This window comes from Pseudomonas sp. CC120222-01a (assembly GCF_003097235.1).
Taxonomy (GTDB): domain Bacteria; phylum Pseudomonadota; class Gammaproteobacteria; order Pseudomonadales; family Pseudomonadaceae; genus Aquipseudomonas.
Window position 1 is genome coordinate 1 of sequence record NZ_QEQQ01000044.1, and the last position, 18,985, is coordinate 18,985.

Annotated in this window: 16 protein-coding genes, 1 tRNA gene and 1 pseudogene; 7 read left to right on the forward strand and 11 right to left on the reverse strand. The window is 57.7% G+C overall.

Annotated features, from left to right (window positions below; translation table 11 throughout):
* The 10 genes and pseudogenes from N430_RS28635 to N430_RS28680 all read right to left on the reverse strand — a co-directional run.
* Positions 1-273: transposase (locus N430_RS28635; RefSeq protein ID WP_133248845.1), on the reverse strand; the 273-nt coding region annotated here is incomplete at its 3' end.
* Between the two features lie 124 nt (positions 274-397).
* On the reverse strand, positions 398-1,102 hold the full coding sequence (gene avs3b, locus N430_RS28640; protein ID WP_133248883.1) for an AVAST type 3 anti-phage proein Avs3b: 705 nt from the start codon (positions 1,100-1,102) through the stop codon (positions 398-400).
* A complete protein-coding gene (locus N430_RS28645; RefSeq protein ID WP_110639959.1) occupies positions 1,080-7,328 on the reverse strand; it encodes an NACHT domain-containing protein in 6,249 nt (2,082 codons plus the stop codon). Before N430_RS28645 ends, avs3b begins: the two co-directional genes overlap by 23 nt.
* A 279-nt stretch (positions 7,329-7,607) precedes the next feature.
* Positions 7,608-7,913 (reverse strand): hypothetical protein, encoded by a 306-nt coding sequence (locus N430_RS29380; RefSeq protein ID WP_133248884.1) that lies wholly within the window; start codon positions 7,911-7,913, stop codon positions 7,608-7,610.
* A 58-nt stretch (positions 7,914-7,971) separates the two neighbouring features.
* Entirely contained in the window at positions 7,972-8,220 is a 249-nt protein-coding gene (locus N430_RS28650) for a hypothetical protein (protein WP_110639960.1), read from the reverse strand.
* Between the two features lie 158 nt (positions 8,221-8,378).
* The gene (locus tag N430_RS28655) at positions 8,379-8,678 is read right to left on the reverse strand and encodes a hypothetical protein (protein WP_110639961.1); all 300 of its coding nucleotides are present in this window, start codon (positions 8,676-8,678) and stop codon (positions 8,379-8,381) included.
* A 128-nt stretch (positions 8,679-8,806) separates the two neighbouring features.
* Positions 8,807-9,431, reverse strand: a pseudogene (locus N430_RS29840) (integrase); the annotation flags it as partial.
* Between the two features lie 903 nt (positions 9,432-10,334).
* Positions 10,335-11,657: an integrase arm-type DNA-binding domain-containing protein gene (locus tag N430_RS28670; RefSeq protein WP_158288809.1), complete on the reverse strand. Its 1,323-nt coding sequence runs from the start codon at positions 11,655-11,657 to the stop codon at positions 10,335-10,337.
* Between the two features lie 161 nt (positions 11,658-11,818).
* Positions 11,819-11,894, reverse strand: a tRNA-Thr gene (locus tag N430_RS28675).
* Between the two features lie 70 nt (positions 11,895-11,964).
* Positions 11,965-12,375, reverse strand: a complete 411-nt coding sequence (locus N430_RS28680; protein WP_110639963.1) for a pilin — start codon at positions 12,373-12,375, stop codon at positions 11,965-11,967.
* A gap of 214 nt (positions 12,376-12,589) precedes the next feature.
* Between N430_RS28680 and N430_RS28685 the strand changes: the two genes are divergently transcribed.
* The 4 genes from N430_RS28685 to yacG are packed head-to-tail and all read left to right on the forward strand — an operon-like array spanning position 12,590 to position 15,487.
* Positions 12,590-13,798: a type II secretion system F family protein gene (locus N430_RS28685; RefSeq protein WP_110639964.1), complete on the forward strand. Its 1,209-nt coding sequence runs from the start codon at positions 12,590-12,592 to the stop codon at positions 13,796-13,798.
* Positions 13,799-13,800: 2 nt separating this feature from the next.
* The gene (locus N430_RS28690; protein WP_110639965.1) at positions 13,801-14,667 is read left to right on the forward strand and encodes an A24 family peptidase; all 867 of its coding nucleotides are present in this window, start codon (positions 13,801-13,803) and stop codon (positions 14,665-14,667) included.
* Positions 14,667-15,290, forward strand: a complete 624-nt coding sequence (gene coaE, locus N430_RS28695) for a dephospho-CoA kinase (protein WP_110639966.1) — start codon at positions 14,667-14,669, stop codon at positions 15,288-15,290. The genes N430_RS28690 and coaE overlap by 1 nt, the downstream gene beginning before the upstream one ends.
* Positions 15,287-15,487: a DNA gyrase inhibitor YacG gene (gene yacG / locus N430_RS28700; protein ID WP_027918234.1), complete on the forward strand. Its 201-nt coding sequence runs from the start codon at positions 15,287-15,289 to the stop codon at positions 15,485-15,487. The genes coaE and yacG overlap by 4 nt, the downstream gene beginning before the upstream one ends.
* A gap of 135 nt (positions 15,488-15,622) precedes the next feature.
* Here yacG and N430_RS28705 read toward each other — a convergent pair whose 3' ends face one another.
* Positions 15,623-16,315: an energy-coupling factor ABC transporter permease gene (locus tag N430_RS28705; RefSeq protein ID WP_110639967.1), complete on the reverse strand. Its 693-nt coding sequence runs from the start codon at positions 16,313-16,315 to the stop codon at positions 15,623-15,625.
* Positions 16,316-16,416: 101 nt separating this feature from the next.
* Here N430_RS28705 and N430_RS28710 point away from each other — a divergent pair, with 101 nt between their 5' ends.
* The 3 genes from N430_RS28710 (at position 16,417) to N430_RS28720 (ending at position 18,732) form a co-directional block, all read left to right on the forward strand.
* Entirely contained in the window at positions 16,417-17,046 is a 630-nt protein-coding gene (locus tag N430_RS28710) for a DUF1780 domain-containing protein (RefSeq protein WP_110639968.1), read from the forward strand.
* 132 nt (positions 17,047-17,178) lie between these two features.
* Positions 17,179-17,352, forward strand: a complete 174-nt coding sequence (locus N430_RS28715) for a DUF3094 domain-containing protein (protein WP_008091951.1) — start codon at positions 17,179-17,181, stop codon at positions 17,350-17,352.
* 84 nt (positions 17,353-17,436) lie between these two features.
* Entirely contained in the window at positions 17,437-18,732 is a 1,296-nt protein-coding gene (locus N430_RS28720; protein WP_110639969.1) for an NAD(P)/FAD-dependent oxidoreductase, read from the forward strand.
* Positions 18,733-18,985 lie beyond the last annotated feature (253 nt).

Below are 18,985 nucleotides of genomic sequence, written 5' to 3' on the forward strand. Positions count from 1 at the left end.
GACATTACGCTCGGCCTCACGCTCAAGCCGGCGGCTGGACTGAATCCGATTGAGATAGCCATAGATGTAGATTTTTAGCAGCACTGCTGGATGGTAAGCCGGACGACCCGTTGCCGCAGGATCGACACCCTCGAACCCGAGTGTTCCAAGGTCAAGTTCATCGACAAAAACATCGACTACCCGAACTGGGTTTTCTTCGGTGATGTAGTCGTCCAGGCACTCCGGCAGCAACGTGACTTGCGTCCGAGACTCACCTTCTATGAATCGCTTCATGATCGTCCCCGCCACGATCTCGACGATCAGAAGGTTAGACAATCGCAGGCGTTTTCACACAGCCTGGACCCACATTGGACAATGTGAACGCGAATTTTCATGCAGCGCCAGCGACTGTAGTGTTTCACAGCTCGTTTTTAGGATCGAGGCCGGTGTCCAGCTGCTCACGAAGCTCGGTAGCTAGGGTGCTGGCCAGCATGGAAAATTTTTCGAGTTTGGCGATTTTGTCACTTAGGCTTTTCTTTCTAGCTAGTTCCGATTTTTCTTCACGGTCAGCATCGTCCGAATACAAGCGCCCCAGCAGAAAATCGATGGTCTGTCGATCAGGTTCTGCTTCTACACCTGCCTTCAGTGCAGCCTCCACCCATGACTGCGTTTGGGACGCTGCCGCTGCACCTGCAGTCCGCAGGGCGTGTTGGATGAGCACTCGCGCGGAGTAATCGAGGCTGAAAGCGAGCTCCAGCCAGTGATGGGTAGCCTCATCAACGGCATCCAGTGCTGCCTCTCTCAAATTTGGCCGAAAATAGCGATAGTCATCGCCGTGTTCGACATCCAGCGCCGCCAGTGTTCTGGTGATTGGCTCAATTTTCTGGAACGGCCTCAGGTGGGGGGGTAACGTATTCCGGTGCCCCCAGAGAGTAAGAATGGCTTTTACACATTCGTCGCGCATCGCTGGGGTAGCTTGCATGGGATTACTTTCGATCGCGTCGATGCGGGCCGAGATGTCATGCGCCATCCATTGGCCAAGAAAGTCGTCAGCAAGCCCAAGCTTCGCGACCAACCGCTTACCGAGTTCCAGTACTGCTTTAGAGTGAGTGCTTGATTGCATCGTGATCCATTAGGTAATAGCGCACATAAGGGGCTGGATAGGGTTCAAACTCTTCACCTTTTTTCCGGCTCCGAGGGGGGACTCGTTTAACCGAAACGCTAAATATCAAGCAATCCTGTGGGTATTTTTCGAGCAACGATTGAACGAATGCAGGGTTACCACTTAGGCGCTCGCCCTTCACACGCTCTGTCTCGCGTCCGTATCCTACAGCCTGAGTCCAAGACTCACCACGCAGTTGCCCACCGGATTCGGAACTCCACCACCGCCCATCCTCTGACACATGAAGTCCAAGATCTTCAATTGCTGCAGCACCGGGCGAAACTACAGGATAACCAATCTCAGCAGCCCACGGATCGTATTCATCTAGGCCTAGGGAATTTCCGTCGTGTGCGACCCAACCTTTCAGGGAAAAACTGCCGATCGTTTGCAGCTCATGATAATTGGTAGACGGCAAGGAAAATGCCTCGAGTTGCGGTGCAGTTTGAAGCGCTGCAATCAATGCATCAGCGCCGGTTCGAGACACTAACGCGCTTCGGATGGATACCATCTCTCTATTGTCCTGGTCCCCTGTGCTCCAATATCCCCAAAATACATGCAGACCGTCGTCGGTGAGCAAGTGCTGGTCGAGATAATCACGGTTTAGTCGCCAGCACCAATCATTATCGGAATAACGCACCTTCGGTGGAGGTCGCAATACAAGCGGCGGGTCTCTGCGGTCAGCAAGCCAGCCACCATCCGCGCGAGTGAGCAAATGCTCACTCAGCCACTGGTCAAAGTCATTTTTTGTATTGTCACTTTCGTGCCGAATCGCTCGCTGCTCCAAGAGAGCAGATGCAATGATCATCATTGCGTGATACGCATGATATGCGCAAAGGTCGTCCGTTTGAGGCATGCTGCCGTGAGAGTGCATGGTTTCACGCTCTACAAAAACCTTTCTGAGGTAGCGTGCATCATCTCTTGACCAACCTGTAGGGCCTCCGAACCGGTCGTGGATGACCTGGCGGGCACGGACTTCCATCGCGCCCTCACTGACCCCAAACGCTCTGCCGAGAGGCGCGAGCCAGTATGGGCCTATGTCGACACCGAAATAGTAGCGCTCGTCATTCCCAACAGTGGTATTAGTCAGGTTATCGTCATCTGCGTCGAGCTCATCCCAACCGCTGTAAATCTTTGGCGGAAGGTGGGGCATATTAACAGCGTCGAGATCGGGGTCGACAACCTTTGTGATCAAGCCCGCATCCTGTGCCAAACGCAGCGCCTGTGCAGAGAATGCACGCAAAAGCACATGCTCTTCTTTCAAGCATGTATGGAGGAAGGGGAGAAATGGGATGAGACTTTGGGCGTTCTCACGCCCGCCCCGGACCAAGCCGATCAGCATCCACTGCCGAGCATGCCACTCGTAGAACTCTAGCCCCTGATCAACGAAGGATGAAGCTGTCCTTGCTAGTGCGCAGCGCTCAAGTGCATCCAACAGCTCGAGCCACGACAGTTCGGAACATGCTCGCACGACATGCGCAAACTCCCACCGCGTAGCTGCAACTGGCGACCCCAGCCCTGCCCAGATATAACCTGCAAGCGCATCGACAGTGTTTGCTGGCGTACGTAAAGCTTCAGACCAAGCCCCATCACCATCTTCTGGGCGCAAGGCGTCCTCAAGCAGATCGAGCCCGTAACTCAAAGCCTCACTCGCCTCAATGGCGTTTAGAAATGAAGCTACCGGCTCAATCAACTGGAATAGTCCACTAGCGCCTAACTTGTCAGCATGCATCGCAAAGCCTTCTACGGTGGCCTGCGCGATATCTCGATCGGTGGTTATCCCTGACGCGACTATCTTCTCAAACGGCAGTATGCTTCCCCATCCATGGCGTCCCGCACACTCAGGCTCACGCTTACATACACAGCGCACAGCTTCACGCAAAGCTATTTTTGAAGACACCATCCGTAACGCTGTATCTGGAATTGCCTCGAGCAAATAGCGTAGTTCAAATACGCCAAAATCGACCCAGGCCGTGACCGCTTGGATGAATCCGGGCATCCCCGCGAGACCGACATGACGAATTCCCTCACGAAAAAATTCGTCGAACTGGTACGGCGTATCGTACGTCTTCAGATCGGCGTACGCAGTCCTCAATGCTGAGGAATCCGCCATGTCAGTCCCGTCGAAAAAGTGCAACCAATCTGGTGTACTTCTGACTATGGATTCGTGTGGCGAGCTCTCAGCAATAGCCTTTTCTGTGCGATGAACTTCAGATGCAGCCTGGCTGTCCTCCCACAAACGTTGAGCATCCGGTAATTCGAGATCAACATCGCGGCCAATCTTTATTAATGCCTGCCAAGTGTCTGCCGTATGAGACTGTGTGCGAAGGTACCGGTAGGCAATTTGCGTAACCGTGCGACCATCGAATGCCGACTTCGCGTCCTCAAGTGTGGTCTGTAGGTCCTTCATCCTACCCCAGTGGGCATCAATCCCTGCGAGCGCCACTGGAGTGATGGTCGGAAGATGGCCTCGGCTCACAAGATGATTAATGGCAACCGGGAGCAATCGATCCTCATCGCCAAATCGCCGATCCCGCCAGCGGCTCAAAATTGCAATGGCTGATGAGGGGCATAGGTCGGCGAGCGCCTCTACAGTCCCATTCCAGTTAAAGTGCTTATCGCGAGCGACAAATTCGTATGTCAACTCGGCTACCCTGGATAAACGATAGGCTGTCTCAGGCTTTGATTCCGTGGATGAAGCTGCCTGGGCCAGAAAGAGCATTGCCGTCCAGCGAGACAAATTCTCATCACCGATTCGACTTGCGATTTCGACGGCTCGGTTGAAGTAAGCATTCGCCTCCGATGGGCTTAACGGCAGAATGGCACGAGCCAGACGCACGTATGCATTTGTTCGTGTTTCTGCGTCGTCACGCAGTTGCTCCAGAGCTTCATAGGCGGCGAAGGCAAAATCGAATGAGAGTTGAGTCAGCGCTTGGGTTCGAGCAGCAAGACGACATAAGGTCGTCAGGGTATCTGGCCACAGCGGCAGTTCTCGGTTATCGATCCAGTCCTGAAACGCCGAGTGGTGTTGCGAACCCACGGCCCGTGAGTCGCGCAGGATTCGAATCCATTCAATCGCAGCGGTCTGACGAATCGTCGAATGGCGTTGATAGTCGCGTGATTCTGCATTTGTGATGGCTTGAATCGCGGCGGCAATGTGCGCTCCCAGATCAGAAGGGCATCGACCACAGCTGATTTTCACTGAAAGCATTATCCATGGAAGTAATCCCCCAACGTCACGCTTGAATACCTCTGTTTCGCGGCTTTGCCCGTAAGAATTCGCTTTGGCGAGTTGTTGGCGCACTTCGGTAGGGGCTAACTCGATCAGCGTTAGCTCAATCCCGCGCAGCTCAGCTTCGAGCGCATAAGCACGGATCATCGGAGCACGTTCAGATCCGTATGATTCGGATAGCAGATTAGGAGGCGACTGAGGGAGATAGCGCTGAATAATAGCTACCCAAGTTTCACGATCAATCGGAAGGGTTCGCATTGCAAGTGAAAGCGCCGCTTGCACGGCATACAGCACCTCCCATTGCTCGTCCCAGCCCTTGGATTCTGGCAGCTTCACACGTCGATCAGCCAGGAGACGGATGAGCCGTGCCAACGGCGGCGCAGGAAAGTTTACGCCGGCATGTGCTACTTCACTGGCAAGGCCGAGAAGAAGCCAGACATCATTTCCTGCAGCATGCGCCAAGGCCTCAAGATCCGCGTACTCGCCTAGATCTATCAGTCTCTGAGCAATGGACTTGCCGCTCATCATCGCGAGGTGCCGGAACTTCCAGAGTCTCAAAAATCGCGCGGCGGCTTCGGGGCCTTGGAGTCGAAGCGTCGCTAATGCAATTTCGGCCCTATCGGCGTTTGTGACATGTTCGCGTGGACCGTCATCAGAGACGCTTCTTGCCCACGCATATAACCAGTCCATCGCCATCCGCAGCCGGCTCGAGGCCTCGGCAGTGAACTCCTTTATTCCCGATAACAGGCACGCATCATAGGCATGGTGCGACCCCATCCAAGTGGACTCGAAGATTCGTCGTGAAACAAGCTCGTTGACTCGATCTGGTGGCATTAAGCGGCCAGCGATATCTGTGTTTTCTTGAATCAGCTTTGTCTGCCGTGCCTCTCCTGCGTTTTCTCCCGCAGCCTTTAGCGCCAGCTTCGCTGCGGGCAGGTAGCGTCCCTGTTCAAGACAGGCCTTGAGAGCGAACGTCAACCGCTGCAGCTCGACATCTCGGCGTTCGAGGGGTTTTGCTTCGGGCAACCCTTCTCCGGAAAGCGCAAGATCGATTAGCTCATCCATCCGTCCTGCTGCGAGGAGGATCTGGGGAAGCGTCGATGCGACGTAGGAGCTTTCACTGGCAAGCGGACGCAAGCGATTTAGGAACTGGTTCAAACCGTCTGCATCCGGTTTGAACGTTTCGTGAAACCAAGTTTCTGCAGGTTCGTCGAGAAAATGGAGGCTTTCGCCTTTCACAAAGAGTGGTCTGCCAAGGTCAAGCGCGAACGATCGCACGGCGCTTTCCGAAGTACCGGAAATCCGTGCGAGTACTCCTATCGGCACGAGGGGACGCAAGACTGCCAAGCCCTGGCAAATGAAGTGGATTTGATCGGATTCAACACCGGCCTGATCTTTCAGTTTATCGACCGCACATTGCAGCAAATCCCCGATCGCACGCTCCACGGATGTAGGTTCTGGACCCAACTGTTTCAGCATCTCCAGAATGGGTAACCGCCGCTCAAGAGCCAGAGCCTGAACTCGCGGATTTGAGCTGCTCAAAAATGCGAATTCGGCAACTTCGGCATCGGTCGCCTCAAGATAGCGAGTTCGTAGATGTTGCGCAGTCTCAACCTCATTGAAAGACTTGAGCTCTACCTGTGTGCTATCCAGCGGAGCGTTCAGGCGATGTCGTCGATGAGTCCTGCAGGTAAAAACTAGGCGTACTCCATCGGGCATCGGCGTTCGTATTAGATCTTTGACAAAGGCCTGATCGTTGAGCTCTTCGGCTGCCATCTCCGCGTTGTCAGCAGCGTCTATGATCAGGCAAAGACTTGCGTCTGCTTTTTCAGCTCGCAATATTCCGATCGCCTGGGTAAGTCGGCTACAAAATGCCTGCATGAATTGCTTGGAGTCAGCAAGGGGGGACGGAATTAGCGGATGGCAAAGTCCTCGCGAGGCAAGCTCGTTCGAAATCTGTACCAAGGCGTCACGTTGACGATGCCTATAGTGCAGCGCATTGCGGTATAGCCCATCGCCGAAGCAGTCGTACAACACCGACTCCGAGCCACTAGGCATTGAAGTAGCCAGCCGCTGAGCCAGAATCGATTTTCCTACGCCGCCATCTGCATGAACGATTACCGGGTGTGCAGAATGCAGGATAGTCTCAAGAATCTCGTCTTCCTGCTCTCGCGCGAAGACATTCTCTGGACGAACAATTTGGCAGGGTGCCGGTAGGAGTACCAGCTCGCTCACTTTTAGAGCCCGAAGAACATCATGTCGCCGGATTGCAGGGTCTTTTGTAAATTCGCTGCCGGCCTTGCGCGTGACAAGCTCCTTTAACAGAACTGGAGCATCGTAATCGGCGTCCGCAAGATATCTGGCGACATCTTGGGATAACAGATTTCGCTGCGTCCACAGGCTTGGCTCCTCCCCATCAAATGAAAATAAACTGAAGAAGTCGCTGTTCTGCGTGCCGGAAAGCTCTGAATACCCCAGCAGCGTCTTTTCAATGGAGGAATGGCGCGCCCTGGTGCCTTTAGCCAGGTCTTGGAGTGCTTCTTTCAGCCTAGGATCGATGGGCCGGTTGGTGGTGAACTCGAAGCGAAATTTTTGCTTCATTTCACCAACGGAAAACTGCTCGAGAAGTTTTTTATACCGTTTAGTGAATCCACGCAGAGTCTTGCTCAAACCGCCAGCCTGCCATGGTTCCACGACCTGCCGCGTTGAGTGTTTGAGCTGTATGTAGCGAACACATCGGGCTTTCATTAGCGTTTCTGAGCCGTAATAGAGCCCAACGTCGATGAGGTCGATGCCTTGCTCAATCTCCTCATCCCCTTCATCAGCAGACGGGCCTTCGACGGTGACTGCTTTTAGGTCGCTTGAACCCGGCAACAAGGCCAGGCACTGCCTAGCTGCCCAGTGATAGTGGAACTGATCCCCGTCGCGGCTTGGCCGAACTAAATCCTTGTCTGCCATTTTACTTCTCACCTCCCTTGTATGTCGCAAAGCTTACTTCGTGGCCTAATTCCGGCTCTATCCAGATTTGCCGCAAGGGAGAGTCGACGCCATCGGAACGAAGTATGATTTTTCTTCGATCACTGAGGACGAACTTGTACTTGCGACCTAGCATAAAGCTGACAATATGATTTACAAGTTCGCGGAAGCGAAAACCGCGCCCCTCTATGGCTTCGGCCCTGCAGGTCCCTAGCTTGGGCGGTGCCACGACCTTTTCTACACGATGTCAGATTTTATTTTTTACAACGGCTCTGACGATTTGCTAGGTTTAAAATTATCGCGCAAAGCCGCCAAAAAGCTTTGCTCTAACGATAGAACATCGGTGTAAAGCTTCAGCAGAATGAAACCAGCGGTTTCAGGAGTGTTGCCATCACAAATTTCATAGGCGCACTGATGCAGGAGTTCGGTGCTCGACTTGTAGATTTGCCTTCCTTCACAGATACCCGGGTTTGGGCATTTTTCCAGCCACTCGACAAGTCTAACTTTGAGTTTTCTGTCGACAACGAACCAGTGCTTTTCTTTTTCCTGCAGCAATGAATTACTCATAGAATATGGCTCTTACTTAATGGCGGTTTGATGGGACAATGGCTCGTTTACTCGATCACTACGACTTTCGATGCGCCTTAGCCCAATCTCGCAACGCTTGGTCTGCACCTTGATCCAAAGCTTTGAACTCAGCGTGTTCGATGAGCAGATACTCGCGCAGCGTCGAGATGTAGGCTTTAGCCTGCTCGGTGTGTTTCTGCGCATCTTCCTCCGTCGCAGACTCCGTAATGTCCAAAAATTTCCCGCGAGCATTTTCGGGAGCCTCGGCACGTATTGCCGCAATCTGTTCCGGGGTAAGTGTTGCCATTATGCAGCTCCTTTTGAACCTAATCGCGAGGGTAAAAGTGTCCCTCTCCTAAGGCCTCGGCCCAGCAGGTGCTGGGCTTGGGAATTTTCCAGTAAGACTGGCGAAACTGGTTGGCTTCAGCGCAGCCGTCCTTGAAATGGCCCCCTTTCTAAAGCATCTCACTCGTTAAGCTGGTAGTGAGACATGGCAGTGTCCATTGCTCGGGCCTGAGAAGGCGTCATCACGCAACGCCGCAGGTCAATACGGACACGGAAGGCCGACATTTCTTCGTCGTATTCGCAAACAATGTCATACCGCTCACAAACACGGCGGAACTCCCCAACCAGTTGATCGGTGAGGCGTTGACGCCCAAGCTCACTAAGCGGAACCCGGTAATCGTGAACCATGATTCCCGACTGGGAGGACTTGAAAATGCTGGACGAGATCAACTCGTCCAGCATGCCAACGATATCGCTCATTTTTCTATCTCCAAAGCTCCCGACCACGAAATTGCGGCCGGATAGCAAGAGCATTATGAGGCATTAGCAGGCAAATAACAATACGATAATATTTGATTATTAGATGCCTAGTATTTGACGTCAATCGACCACCGTAATCCAACGGGTGCAGAGGCGCCGGCGCGGCCGCCTTTGGTACCGTCCTGGATGTTGATCCCACCTAGGTTGGTGGCCTCACGGCTTAGCCTTGGCAGGTCAGCCAAGATGGCCTCGCACAAACGCATGCCGGTGGCTCGCGCTAACAGAGCAATTGCGGCGGCCCGTAGCTGATGTTGGCGGCAAGGCGCATCGACAATCTGCTTCACCTGCGCACGGTCTTGACCCTGCGATACCGACTGTCGAACCCCGGTGCGCTGCATTCCCAGTGTCTTGCTCGGGCTTGCCAACTTTACGCACTGATCCCCGCGAAGCGCCGCCATGGTCCTGTTAACGCTTGATAGCCGGTTTTGTGCGGTGCTGACAGCGAGGCTACCGCGTCCAGCAGGTCGCGCAAATACGCGACATAGTCGGCCAAAACTTTTCGATCAATCTGCCGCGCATCATTGATACCGAGTCCCTGTTCTGAACGGTACCAGTTGACGAATGTATGCCATCGATCACAGTGCGCTTTAACCGTGCACCGCCGAACATGTCTTTCAGCGCCTGCGGCCCTGCATAGCTCAGTTGCCTGCCATAACCGAAATTGCGACCATCGCGTCTTCCTACCAATGCCATGTTCGTCACCTCATCTGCCGTTCTCCGATCCTCGCCCCACGTCATCCCGCCAAGAATGCTGAGTGTTATCAGGGATCAAGGCCCCTGCGACCTGTGGGGATGTCCTCTAACGCGGGACTGTCGGCTCCTTACGACCGGGAGCAAGGGCATCTCATGATCTGGCCTCCTGAGCACCGTTACCGGTGGGCGGGTGGAGGCTGCATTGGCTGACGAGACCAGTGCCTAAAGATCCTGAGCCGGGTGAACACAGCGATGCGATGACCGGGGCATGCCTGACTGTCAGTCAGGTGCAGTCCAATCCTTGGCCTGCGGCACCATCATCTTCAGCGCTGTTGCTAGTGACATCGGCGTTTGTCACGCTGATTGTCACGAGTGAAGTTGCCGCAAAGCCAAATGCGATGAGGGCTGCAGCAGTGTTAGAAGCGCCCGTCTCTTTCCAGGAGAAAGAGACGGGCGCAGGCTGGCGCAAGATTCAGCCAAGCGGATAGGTTGCTGCAGGGCAGCTAAGTAGAAGGTGCTATCTGGCACACGAGGGCCATGATCTGAAGTAGGCATCCATCACCGGGGAGGTGACCGGGCGAGCTGCCGGACGCGAATCGCCATTTGGAGGGAGAACCACCGCGGGAACGGCGTGACCTTGAAGGTTCTGGCCACCTGGGTGCTGTCAACAACAGCCTTTGCACTGTCTTTTCTACGCCCGCAATCCGAGAGGGTCAAGCGACTCGCCCGCTGGATTTTGCAGTTGAAAATGACGTTGGGCGTGTACGGAATCCCGTGGTTTCCAGTGGCAGATTGGGTGCTTTTGATTTTTCAGATGAGGTCCATCCAAACAGGGCGGCTTTGCAGCCCTGTTTGGATGGACCCGAATGGAAAGCGGATCACCGAAATTTCAAAGCCGTGCGCTCAGTCGACTGCGCCACGCCTTGCTCGTAGGCTAGAAACGTTTGCCCCGGTCTGATTCGCGAACTCATGCGGCGAGATATGCTCCTGCCGGTTCGCTTCGAGGTAACGGCTCCACCAACTCATGATCATTCGCCGTTCCTCCAGGAACTCGGCCTTGTGGATATACGCCGCCCGAACATTGTTGCGCTCCCTGTGGCTCATCTGCCGCTCGATAGCCGTCTCTGACCAAAGCCCGGATTCGACCAAGGCACTGCACGCCATGGACCGGAAGCCATGCCCGCAGATTTCAGTCCTGGTGCCGTAGCCCATGTTCCGCAGAGCGCTATTGACCGTGTTTTCGGACATAGGCTTCCACGAGCGAGCGTCACTGGTGAACACCAGATCGAAGTACCCCGTGATCGCATGAATCTGTTCGAGCAACGCCACCGCTTGCGGTGAAAGCGGGACCAGGTGGATGTCACCCGCCATCTTCGTCCCTCTGGTCGAATACGGAACGCCGTCCAACGCGGGCCGCGTGTCAGGTATCTCCCATATGCCGCGCTTCAGGTCGAACTCACTCCAACGTGCGAAGCGCAGTTCGCTGGAGCGTACGAACACATGCAGCGACAGCATGACGGTCAGCCGAGTGAGCGTGCGTCCCTTGTAGTTCTCGATGCGATCCATCAACTCAGGCAGACGTGACAGCGGGAGTGCAGGCCGGTGCGTAACCCGTGGCGCGCTGATGAAGCCCTCAAGATCATATGCAGGGTTCACCGTGATCAGCCGCTGCCGCTTAGCCTCACGCATGATGCTCTGTAGGTAGTTTTGCACCCTCAAGGCCACATCGATCGTGCCGCGTTTTTTGATCTCTTCCAGCGGCTGCATGAGATCGAAGGTATCCAGATCAACGATGGCGCGTGCGCCTAGCAGCGGGAATACGTGAGTCTTCAAACGACTGAGCACAGTCCGCGAATGGCCAGGCGCCCACTTCACGGACATTTCCTTATGCCAGTCCAAGGCAACGCGCTCGAATGTGTGGCCTCTGACAACCGCCTCAGCCTTGGCCCGCTGCTTGGACGCAATCGGATCAATGCCTTCAGCCAGCATCCGCTTAGTCTCCAGACGCTTCTGCCGAGCATCTGCGAGACCGATTACGGGATAGTTGCCAAACGAGGTCAGCCCCTCTCGCCCATCCGGTTTCACATACCGGAAGCGCCAGCCTTTGCGGCCATTGGGGTAAACAAGGAGGTAAAGACCGTCACCGTCGAAAAGCTTGTACGGGCGGTCAGTAGGTTTGGCCGAGCGGCATGCGGTGTCGGTTAGGGGAGCAGTAGTACGAGCCATAAGGGTAAACCCCTTTATCGAATCGACTTTATCCCAAACGTTACCCCTAAGTCGGCTGGTAGCTGTCGGAATCCGACGGAACGCCATAACGAAAAAACCCGCCAGAAGGCGGGTTTTACGGGGGTTCCAGAGATTTTGGTAGCTTTCACTGGAACCTGAACTGGTGCCGGAGACAGGAATCGAACCTGCGACCTTCGCGTTACGAGTGCGCTGCTCTACCGACTGAGCTACACCGGCGTGTAGCGCAACGTACCACTGCCGCACCCGTCGCGTAAACCCCTGTTTCCCCGGCCTTATTCCCCTTCCCTCAGAGCGCTTTGCAGCCCTTCGGAGCGAGGTCTTCCTCGATATCGGTCGTGCAGGTCCAGCCAGTTGGCGAGCGCGTCAGGGCAAGGCTCTTGCCAACCACATTGGTCGGCGCATCAACCAGGGTGCATGCAATCGTGCCAACCCCGTCAGCCGCCTTGCTGCTCACCGCAATCGCACAGTTCGCCGTAGCCGGCTGGCCACCCAATTCGGCCACACTCCCCACATCTTTGCCTTCATTCAACCGCACCTCCATCGCCGTCTTCAGCGCGCTGATCTCCAGCAACCCGGCCGCAGCCTTGGTGCGGGACTGGTGGTTGGTGTACATCGGGATGGCGATGGTCGCCAGAATGCCGATGATCGCGACGACGATCATCAGTTCGATCAGGGTGATACCGCGTTGCCCTTTCATGAACGATTTCCTTTTGATACGTGTACTCGTGGAGGTCAGGTTCGCCCCCAGCTGGCAGCGGCGCAGTAGGCCTGAACAGACACCTTTTGTCACCCCTGCCTGCCAGGGCGTCATCTTCGCTGAACTACTCTAGTGAGCATCACGGACGCACGCCCGCTCATGGACGCGGCAAGCTGTTTCCAGGCTTGTCGCACGAGCAGAAAAGGACCTTTGCATGAACCCATCCACACACCTCTATACCTGGCGCGGCACCGACGCCAGTGGCGCCGCGGTCAGCGGCCAGGTCAGCGGGCGCAGCCCGGCCTATGCGCGGGCCGGCTTGCAGCGCCAGGGCATCCGCGTGGTCAGCCTGCGGGCGGCTGGCGGGTTTGAATGGCGTTTACCAAAGGCTCGGGAAAAGACCGACCCGGCAGGCTTCAGTCGGCAGCTGGCGACCTTGCTCAAGGCCGGGGTGCCGCTGTTGCAGGCCTTCGAGGTGATGGGGCGCAGCGGCTGCAGTGCGGGGCAGGCAGCGTTGCTGGATAAATTGAAACGGGATGTGGCTTCGGGCCTGGGGCTGGCGGATGCGCTGCAGCGGCATCCGGCGTGGTTCGATGGGTTGTACTGCAACCTGATTCGCGTGGGTGAGCAGTCCGGCACGCTCGACCGGCAGCTGGAACAACTGGCGGCGATGCTGGAGCAGCGCCAGGTGCTGCGTAAACGCGTGCGCAAGGCGATGCTCTATCCGTTGCTGCTGTTGCTGACCGGGTTGGGGGTTTCTGCGGTCTTGTTGCTGGAGGTGATTCCGCGTTTCGAAAGTCTGTTTGCCGGTTTCGATGCAGCGTTGCCAGCTTTTACGCAGTGGGTGATCGACTTGTCCACAGGGCTGGGGCGTTATGCGCCGCTGCTGTTGATAACCGCGCTTGCCTTAGTATTTGCCGTGACCCGGCTGTATCAGAAGCATGCGCCAGCACGCCTGTGGATAACTGCACAGGCCCTGCGTTTACCTGTGTTCGGCAAGCTGTTGAGCCAGGCAGCCCTGGCGCGTTTCGCTCGCACCCTGGCCACGTCCTATGCTGCGGGGGTGCCGTTGCTGGATGCATTGGTCACTGTGGCCAAGGCCTGTGGCGATGACCTGCACGAGCAGGCGGTGCAGCGCTTGCGCCAGGGAATGGCCAACGGGCAGGCGCTGAATCAGGCGATGGCGATTGAACCGCTGTTTCCGCCATTGTTGGTACAACTCACCGCCATTGGTGAATCCAGCGGCACGCTGGACCAGATGCTGGAGAAATCCGCCAGCCATTACGAGGAACAGGTCAGCCAGACACTGGACCAGTTGACCAGCCTGCTGGAGCCGGCCATCGTGCTCATCCTGGGCCTACTGGTCGGTGGCCTGGTGGTGGCGATGTACCTGCCGATCTTCCAGTTGGGTAGCTTGATCTGAACATGACTTCATGGACTTTGCTGGCCGAGCAGCCGGCGTACTTCATTACCCTGGCGGCTGTGCTCGGCCTGTTGGTGGGCAGTTTCCTCAACGTGGTGGTGCATCGCCTGCCGATCATGCTCGAGCGCCAGTGGCAGCGTGAGGCGCAGGAGGTGTTGGGCCTGCCGACCATGGAGCACGAGCGCTTCAACCTCTCGCTCCCCGCTTCCCACTGCCCGCATTGCAAGCACGCGATCCGCGCCTGGGAGAACATCCCGGTGCTGAGTTACCTGGCATTGCGAGGGCGCTGCTCGGCGTGCAAGCAGCCGATCAGTGCGCGTTATCCACTGGTCGAGCTGGCCTGTGCGCTGTTGTCGCTGGTGGTGGCCTGGCATTCCGGCGCGGGCATCGAGGCGCTGGCCCTGCTGCTGCTGACCTGGAGCCTGATGGCGCTAAGCCTGATCGACCATGACCAGCAGATTCTGCCCGATGTCATCGTGCTGCCGACGCTGTGGCTGGGCTTGATCGTCAACGCCTTTGACACTGTGGTGCCGTTGTCCGATGCACTGTGGGGCGCGGTGGCCGGGTACCTGAGCCTGTGGTCGGTGTACTGGGTGTTCAAGCTGATCACCGGCAAGGAAGGCATGGGCTATGGCGACTTCAAGCTGCTGGCGCTGATCGGTGCCTGGGGCGGCTGGCAGGTATTGCCGGTGACCTTGCTGCTGTCATCGGTGATCGGCGTGGCGGCGGGCCTGTGCCTGTTGCGCGTGCGCAGGCAATCCGTCGGCACGGCCATACCCTTTGGCCCTTATCTGGCCATTGCGGGGTGGATTGCTGTGCTCTGGGGTGATGAAATATACGCCCTCTACCTGCAACTGTTTGGAATGTGATGACCACCAAGGCCTTCACCCCCTGGATTCTCGGGCTGACCGGCGGCATCGGCAGCGGCAAGAGCGCCGCCGCCGAGCGCTTCGTCGAACTTGGCGTGCACCTGGTCGACGCCGACCAGGCGGCACGCTGGGTGGTCGAGCCCGGCCGCCCGGCACTGGCCAGCATCGTCGAGCGCTTCGGCCCCGGCGTGCTGCAGGACGATGGCCAGCTTGATCGTGCGGCCTTGCGCCAGCTGATCTTCGCCGACCCGGCCCAGCGCAAGTGGCTGGAGCAACTGCTGCACCCTCTGATCGGGCAGGAGATCTTCAGTTACCTGGCCAAGGCCGAGTCGCCCTATGCGGTGTACGTATCGCCGCTGCTGATCGAGTCGGGCCAGCACCAGAAGGTCCAGCGCGTGCTGGTCATCGATGTGCCGCAGGAGCTGCAGGTGGCGCGTACCCTGGCACGTGACAACACCAGCCCTGAGCAGGTGCAGGCCATTCTCAAGGCCCAGCTGGCCCGTGAGGAGCGCCTGGGCCATGCCGACGATGTGGTGGTCAATGACGGCGATTTGGCCGCACTGTACGAGCAGATTGACCGCCTGCACCACTTTTACCTGACTTTACGAGGAGGCCAGCCATGAGCCAGCCATTGACCGTCGATTGCCCGACCTGTGGCGCACCTGTGGAATGGAACGAGAAGAACACGTTCCGGCCATTCTGTTCCGATCGCTGCAAGCTGATTGACCTGGGCGCCTGGGCGGCCGAGGAGCACAAGATTCCGGTGGCGCCGGATGCCGAGGATGAGCTGTTTTCCGGGGAGCTGGAGCCGCGGCACTGAGCTGATTCTCGGAAGCCTGCACTGGCCTCTTCGCGGGCACGCCCGCTCCCACAGGGGCACCACAATCTTCTAGCTGGTGGTCAACCTGTGGGAGCGGGCGTGCCCGCGAAAAGGCCGGCGCTGCCAATCCAACTCTCAGCGCTCATCATCCTTCCACGGCGCCTGCAGATAACGTGTTCGGTTGAACGTCTCCAGCCACTCCGGGCAAAACACCACCAGCGCACTGATCACCATGCCGTTGATGAACGCCTCCGGGAACATCATCAACCACAGGTAGCCGATAAAGTCGCTGAGCCACTCTGGCATCGCAAAGCGGCCATCCAGCCATAGCACTCCCAGCGCCACCGGCACGCAAATCAGCACTGTCAGCGCAGCGGGAAAGAACCCCGAACAGAAGATATAGACGAACAGGTTGCGCGGCTGCGCCCGCTCGACCAGGATCGCGCACACCTCGGTAATCAGCACCGGCAAACCCACCAGCAGCAAACCGTTGACCCCAATCGCTGCGAGGTCCTGTCGGCCCAGCGCCAGCAAACCGAGCTGGGCGAGGAACCCGCCCAGAACGGCCAGCGGCCAGTCCAGCAGCAAGGTCACCGCCGTCATGCCGATGAAGTGATACGACACACCCGTATCGAAATCGCGCCTGACCAGCCACAGGGCAAACAGGCAGAATACCGTGCCAAACAAAAGGTGCTGGCGGCGTCGGTCGGTCACCAACTCGACCCAGCGCGTGCGGCTGGCTGCCCAGACCAGCAACGGCACGTAGCCAAGCCAGCCAACGGCAAGGCTGGTTGTGGATAAAACCTGCGCGCTGATCACCTGGAACATATCCCTTTTGGCCGTGTGGACAAACTGAGTCTACACCCTGCCCCGTTTCCTACGCACAAACAGCATCTTACCGTCATCGATTAGCGGCTAAGCTTGTTCCCATGGATGACTCAGACTACCTGCGCCTGCTTACCATCCAGGCCGAACAAGCCAATGCCTTTCTCTCCAACGCCCGCAAGTGGGAGCGGGAGCGATGGGTGTGCCAGCGCCTGTTGCAAGGGCTGAACATCCCTTACCGCAGCGAGGACTTCACCCCGGCGGGCCAGGAGCCCCCAGACGTGCTGTTCCGCGATGCGGCATTCGAGGTGTTTTTCGTACTCGACGAAGGCCGCCGCCTCAACGACGAGTGGCGTGAAGAGCTGCAGCGTCGGCGCAGTGCCTTCTCCCTGGCCCAGCTGGTGCGCCGTGAAGCCCGCCCCCGGCGCATCGCCGCCACCGAGCTGCTTGGGCGCCTGGCGCCGACCCTGCGCAAGAAGGCGCACAACTACCGTGAGCGTGGGCTGGACCTGAGCGAGCTGGACATCATCGCCTTCGCCAGCCTCAAGCGCGAAGTACTCGACCTCAACACCCACTTTCCGCCGCCCACCGAATACCTGCGCCAGGGCTGGCGCTCGCTGTCGCTGGTCGGGCCGACGTTCGCCCGGGTGCTGTTCGCCCACCCCGACGCACCGGATTTTCTGCGCGGCAACCTGGGCCGCAGCATCGTCTTCGACGTGGGCATCAGTCTTTGATCCACTGCCGAGAGTCTTTGCGATGGCGTAAACTCGGCGCCAGGGATAGAAAGCATTATCATTTGTTTGAAGCGCTTGCCTGAACGCTGTGGCGTTCGGGCAGTCACAAACGTCTACCTGACGAGGCCCACCATGACCAGTCGCCTGAACCCGGAAGATCAGCGTCGTGTCGATGAGTATCTGCGAGCCCCCCAGCACCAAGTCGAGCGCCGGCCTTTCCGGCCCTGGCTGCTCCTTGTGCTGGTACTGGCCGTGACCATCGGGTTGGGTCTCATCAGCCGCCTGCTGAGTGGACTGGTGCTATGAGCTGCATTGCGCTCGCCCTCCCCTCGTGCAGTTTGCGGCCGGCCCCTGGGGCCAAGAATTCCGTAAACCTTATGAGATATCCCCATGACTCATCGCATCGTGATTGTCGGCGGCGGCGCCGGCGGCCTGGAACTGGCGACCCGCCTGGGTAAAAGCCTGGGCAAGCGCAAGCAGGCCGAGATCACCCTGGTCGACGCCAACCTCACGCACATCTGGAAACCCCTGCTGCACGAAGTGGCCGCCGGCTCGCTGAACTCCTCGGAAGACGAACTGAACTACGTGGCCCAGGCCAAGTGGAACCACTTCAACTTCCAGCTGGGGCGCATGAGCGGCCTGGACCGTGAAGGCAAGCAGATCCAACTGGCCGCCACCCTCGATGAAGAGGGCCGCGAGCTGCTGCCTGCACGTACCCTGGGCTACGACACCCTGGTCATTGCCGTGGGTTCGAACACCAACGATTTCGGCACCTTGGGCGCGGCGCAGCACTGCCTGTTCCTCGATACCCGCAAGCAGGCCGAGCGCTTCCACCAGCAGTTGCTGAACCACTACCTGCGTGCCCACGCCGGTGACGTGGCCAGCGAGCAGATCAGCGTGGCCATCGTCGGCGCCGGTGCCACCGGTGTGGAACTGGCGGCCGAGCTGCACCACGCGGCCCACGAACTGGCGGCCTATGGCCTGGATCGCATCCAGCCCAAGGACATGCACATCACCATCATCGAGGCCGGCCCGCGCGTGCTGCCAGCGCTGCCGGAGCGCATCAGCGTACCGGTGCACAAGACCCTGGAAAAACTCGGGGTGAAGGTGATGACCAATGCGGCCGTCAGTGAAGTGACCGAGGATGGCCTGAAGACCAAGGACGGTGAAGTGATCCAGGCCAGCCTCAAGGTATGGGCGGCAGGTATCCGTGCGCCGGGCTTCCTCAAGGACATCGACGGCCTGGAAACCAACCGCATCAACCAGCTGGTAGTGCGCCCTACCCTGCAGACCACCCGCGACGACAACATCTTTGCCTTCGGTGACTGTGCTGCGTGCCCGCAACCGGGTAGCGACCGTAACGTGCCGCCTCGGGCCCAAGCTGCACACCAGCAGGCTTCGATGCTGGCGCAGAGCCTGAAGGCGCGGCTGGAGAACAAGGCGCTGCCGACCTACGAGTACAAGGATTACGGCTCGCTGGTGTCGCTGTCACGCTTCTCGGCGGTGGGCAACCTGATGGGTAACCTGATGGGCAGCGTGAAGCTGGAGGGCTGGCTGGCGCGGATGTTCTACGTGTCGCTGTACCGCATGCACCAGATGGCGCTGTATGGGTTCTTCCGCACGGCGTTGATGATGCTGGGCAGCAAGATCGGTCGGGGCACTGAGCCGCGATTGAAACTGCACTGAGATTGCTGGGGGCGCTTTGCGCCCCTTTCGCGACACAAGGCCGCTCCCACACCGACCGTGCAAGCCCAATCTAGAGGGTAAACGCGGACATTGTGGGAGCGGCCTTGTGTCGCGAAAGGCCTGCGAAGCAGGCCCAAAGATCTTGCAGAATAAATTCGAGTGTCTAGTCCTGAAATAGGTTTACACCTGTTCAGGTAGGCCGACAGGCCTCAAAACGCCCGATGCACCGCATCGGGCGTTTTGTTTTTCAGGG

Coding starts and splice junctions, on each gene's coding strand:
- N430_RS28645 (WP_110639959.1), bottom strand. CDS start 7,328: ATGGCAGACAAGGATTTAGTTCGGCCAAGCCGCGACGGGGATCAGTTC.
- N430_RS28670 (WP_158288809.1), bottom strand. CDS start 11,657: ATGGCTCGTACTACTGCTCCCCTAACCGACACCGCATGCCGCTCGGCC.
- N430_RS28705 (WP_110639967.1), bottom strand. CDS start 16,315: ATGTTCCAGGTGATCAGCGCGCAGGTTTTATCCACAACCAGCCTTGCC.
- N430_RS28655 (WP_110639961.1), bottom strand. CDS start 8,678: ATGAGCGATATCGTTGGCATGCTGGACGAGTTGATCTCGTCCAGCATT.
- N430_RS28720 (WP_110639969.1), top strand. CDS start 17,437: ATGACTCATCGCATCGTGATTGTCGGCGGCGGCGCCGGCGGCCTGGAA.
- N430_RS28715 (WP_008091951.1), top strand. CDS start 17,179: ATGACCAGTCGCCTGAACCCGGAAGATCAGCGTCGTGTCGATGAGTAT.
- coaE (WP_110639966.1), top strand. CDS start 14,667: ATGACCACCAAGGCCTTCACCCCCTGGATTCTCGGGCTGACCGGCGGC.
- N430_RS28710 (WP_110639968.1), top strand. CDS start 16,417: ATGGATGACTCAGACTACCTGCGCCTGCTTACCATCCAGGCCGAACAA.
- yacG (WP_027918234.1), top strand. CDS start 15,287: ATGAGCCAGCCATTGACCGTCGATTGCCCGACCTGTGGCGCACCTGTG.
- N430_RS28690 (WP_110639965.1), top strand. CDS start 13,801: ATGACTTCATGGACTTTGCTGGCCGAGCAGCCGGCGTACTTCATTACC.
- N430_RS28680 (WP_110639963.1), bottom strand. CDS start 12,375: ATGAAAGGGCAACGCGGTATCACCCTGATCGAACTGATGATCGTCGTC.
- N430_RS28650 (WP_110639960.1), bottom strand. CDS start 8,220: ATGGCAACACTTACCCCGGAACAGATTGCGGCAATACGTGCCGAGGCT.
- N430_RS28685 (WP_110639964.1), top strand. CDS start 12,590: ATGAACCCATCCACACACCTCTATACCTGGCGCGGCACCGACGCCAGT.
- N430_RS29380 (WP_133248884.1), bottom strand. CDS start 7,913: ATGAGTAATTCATTGCTGCAGGAAAAAGAAAAGCACTGGTTCGTTGTC.
- avs3b (WP_133248883.1), bottom strand. CDS start 1,102: ATGCAATCAAGCACTCACTCTAAAGCAGTACTGGAACTCGGTAAGCGG.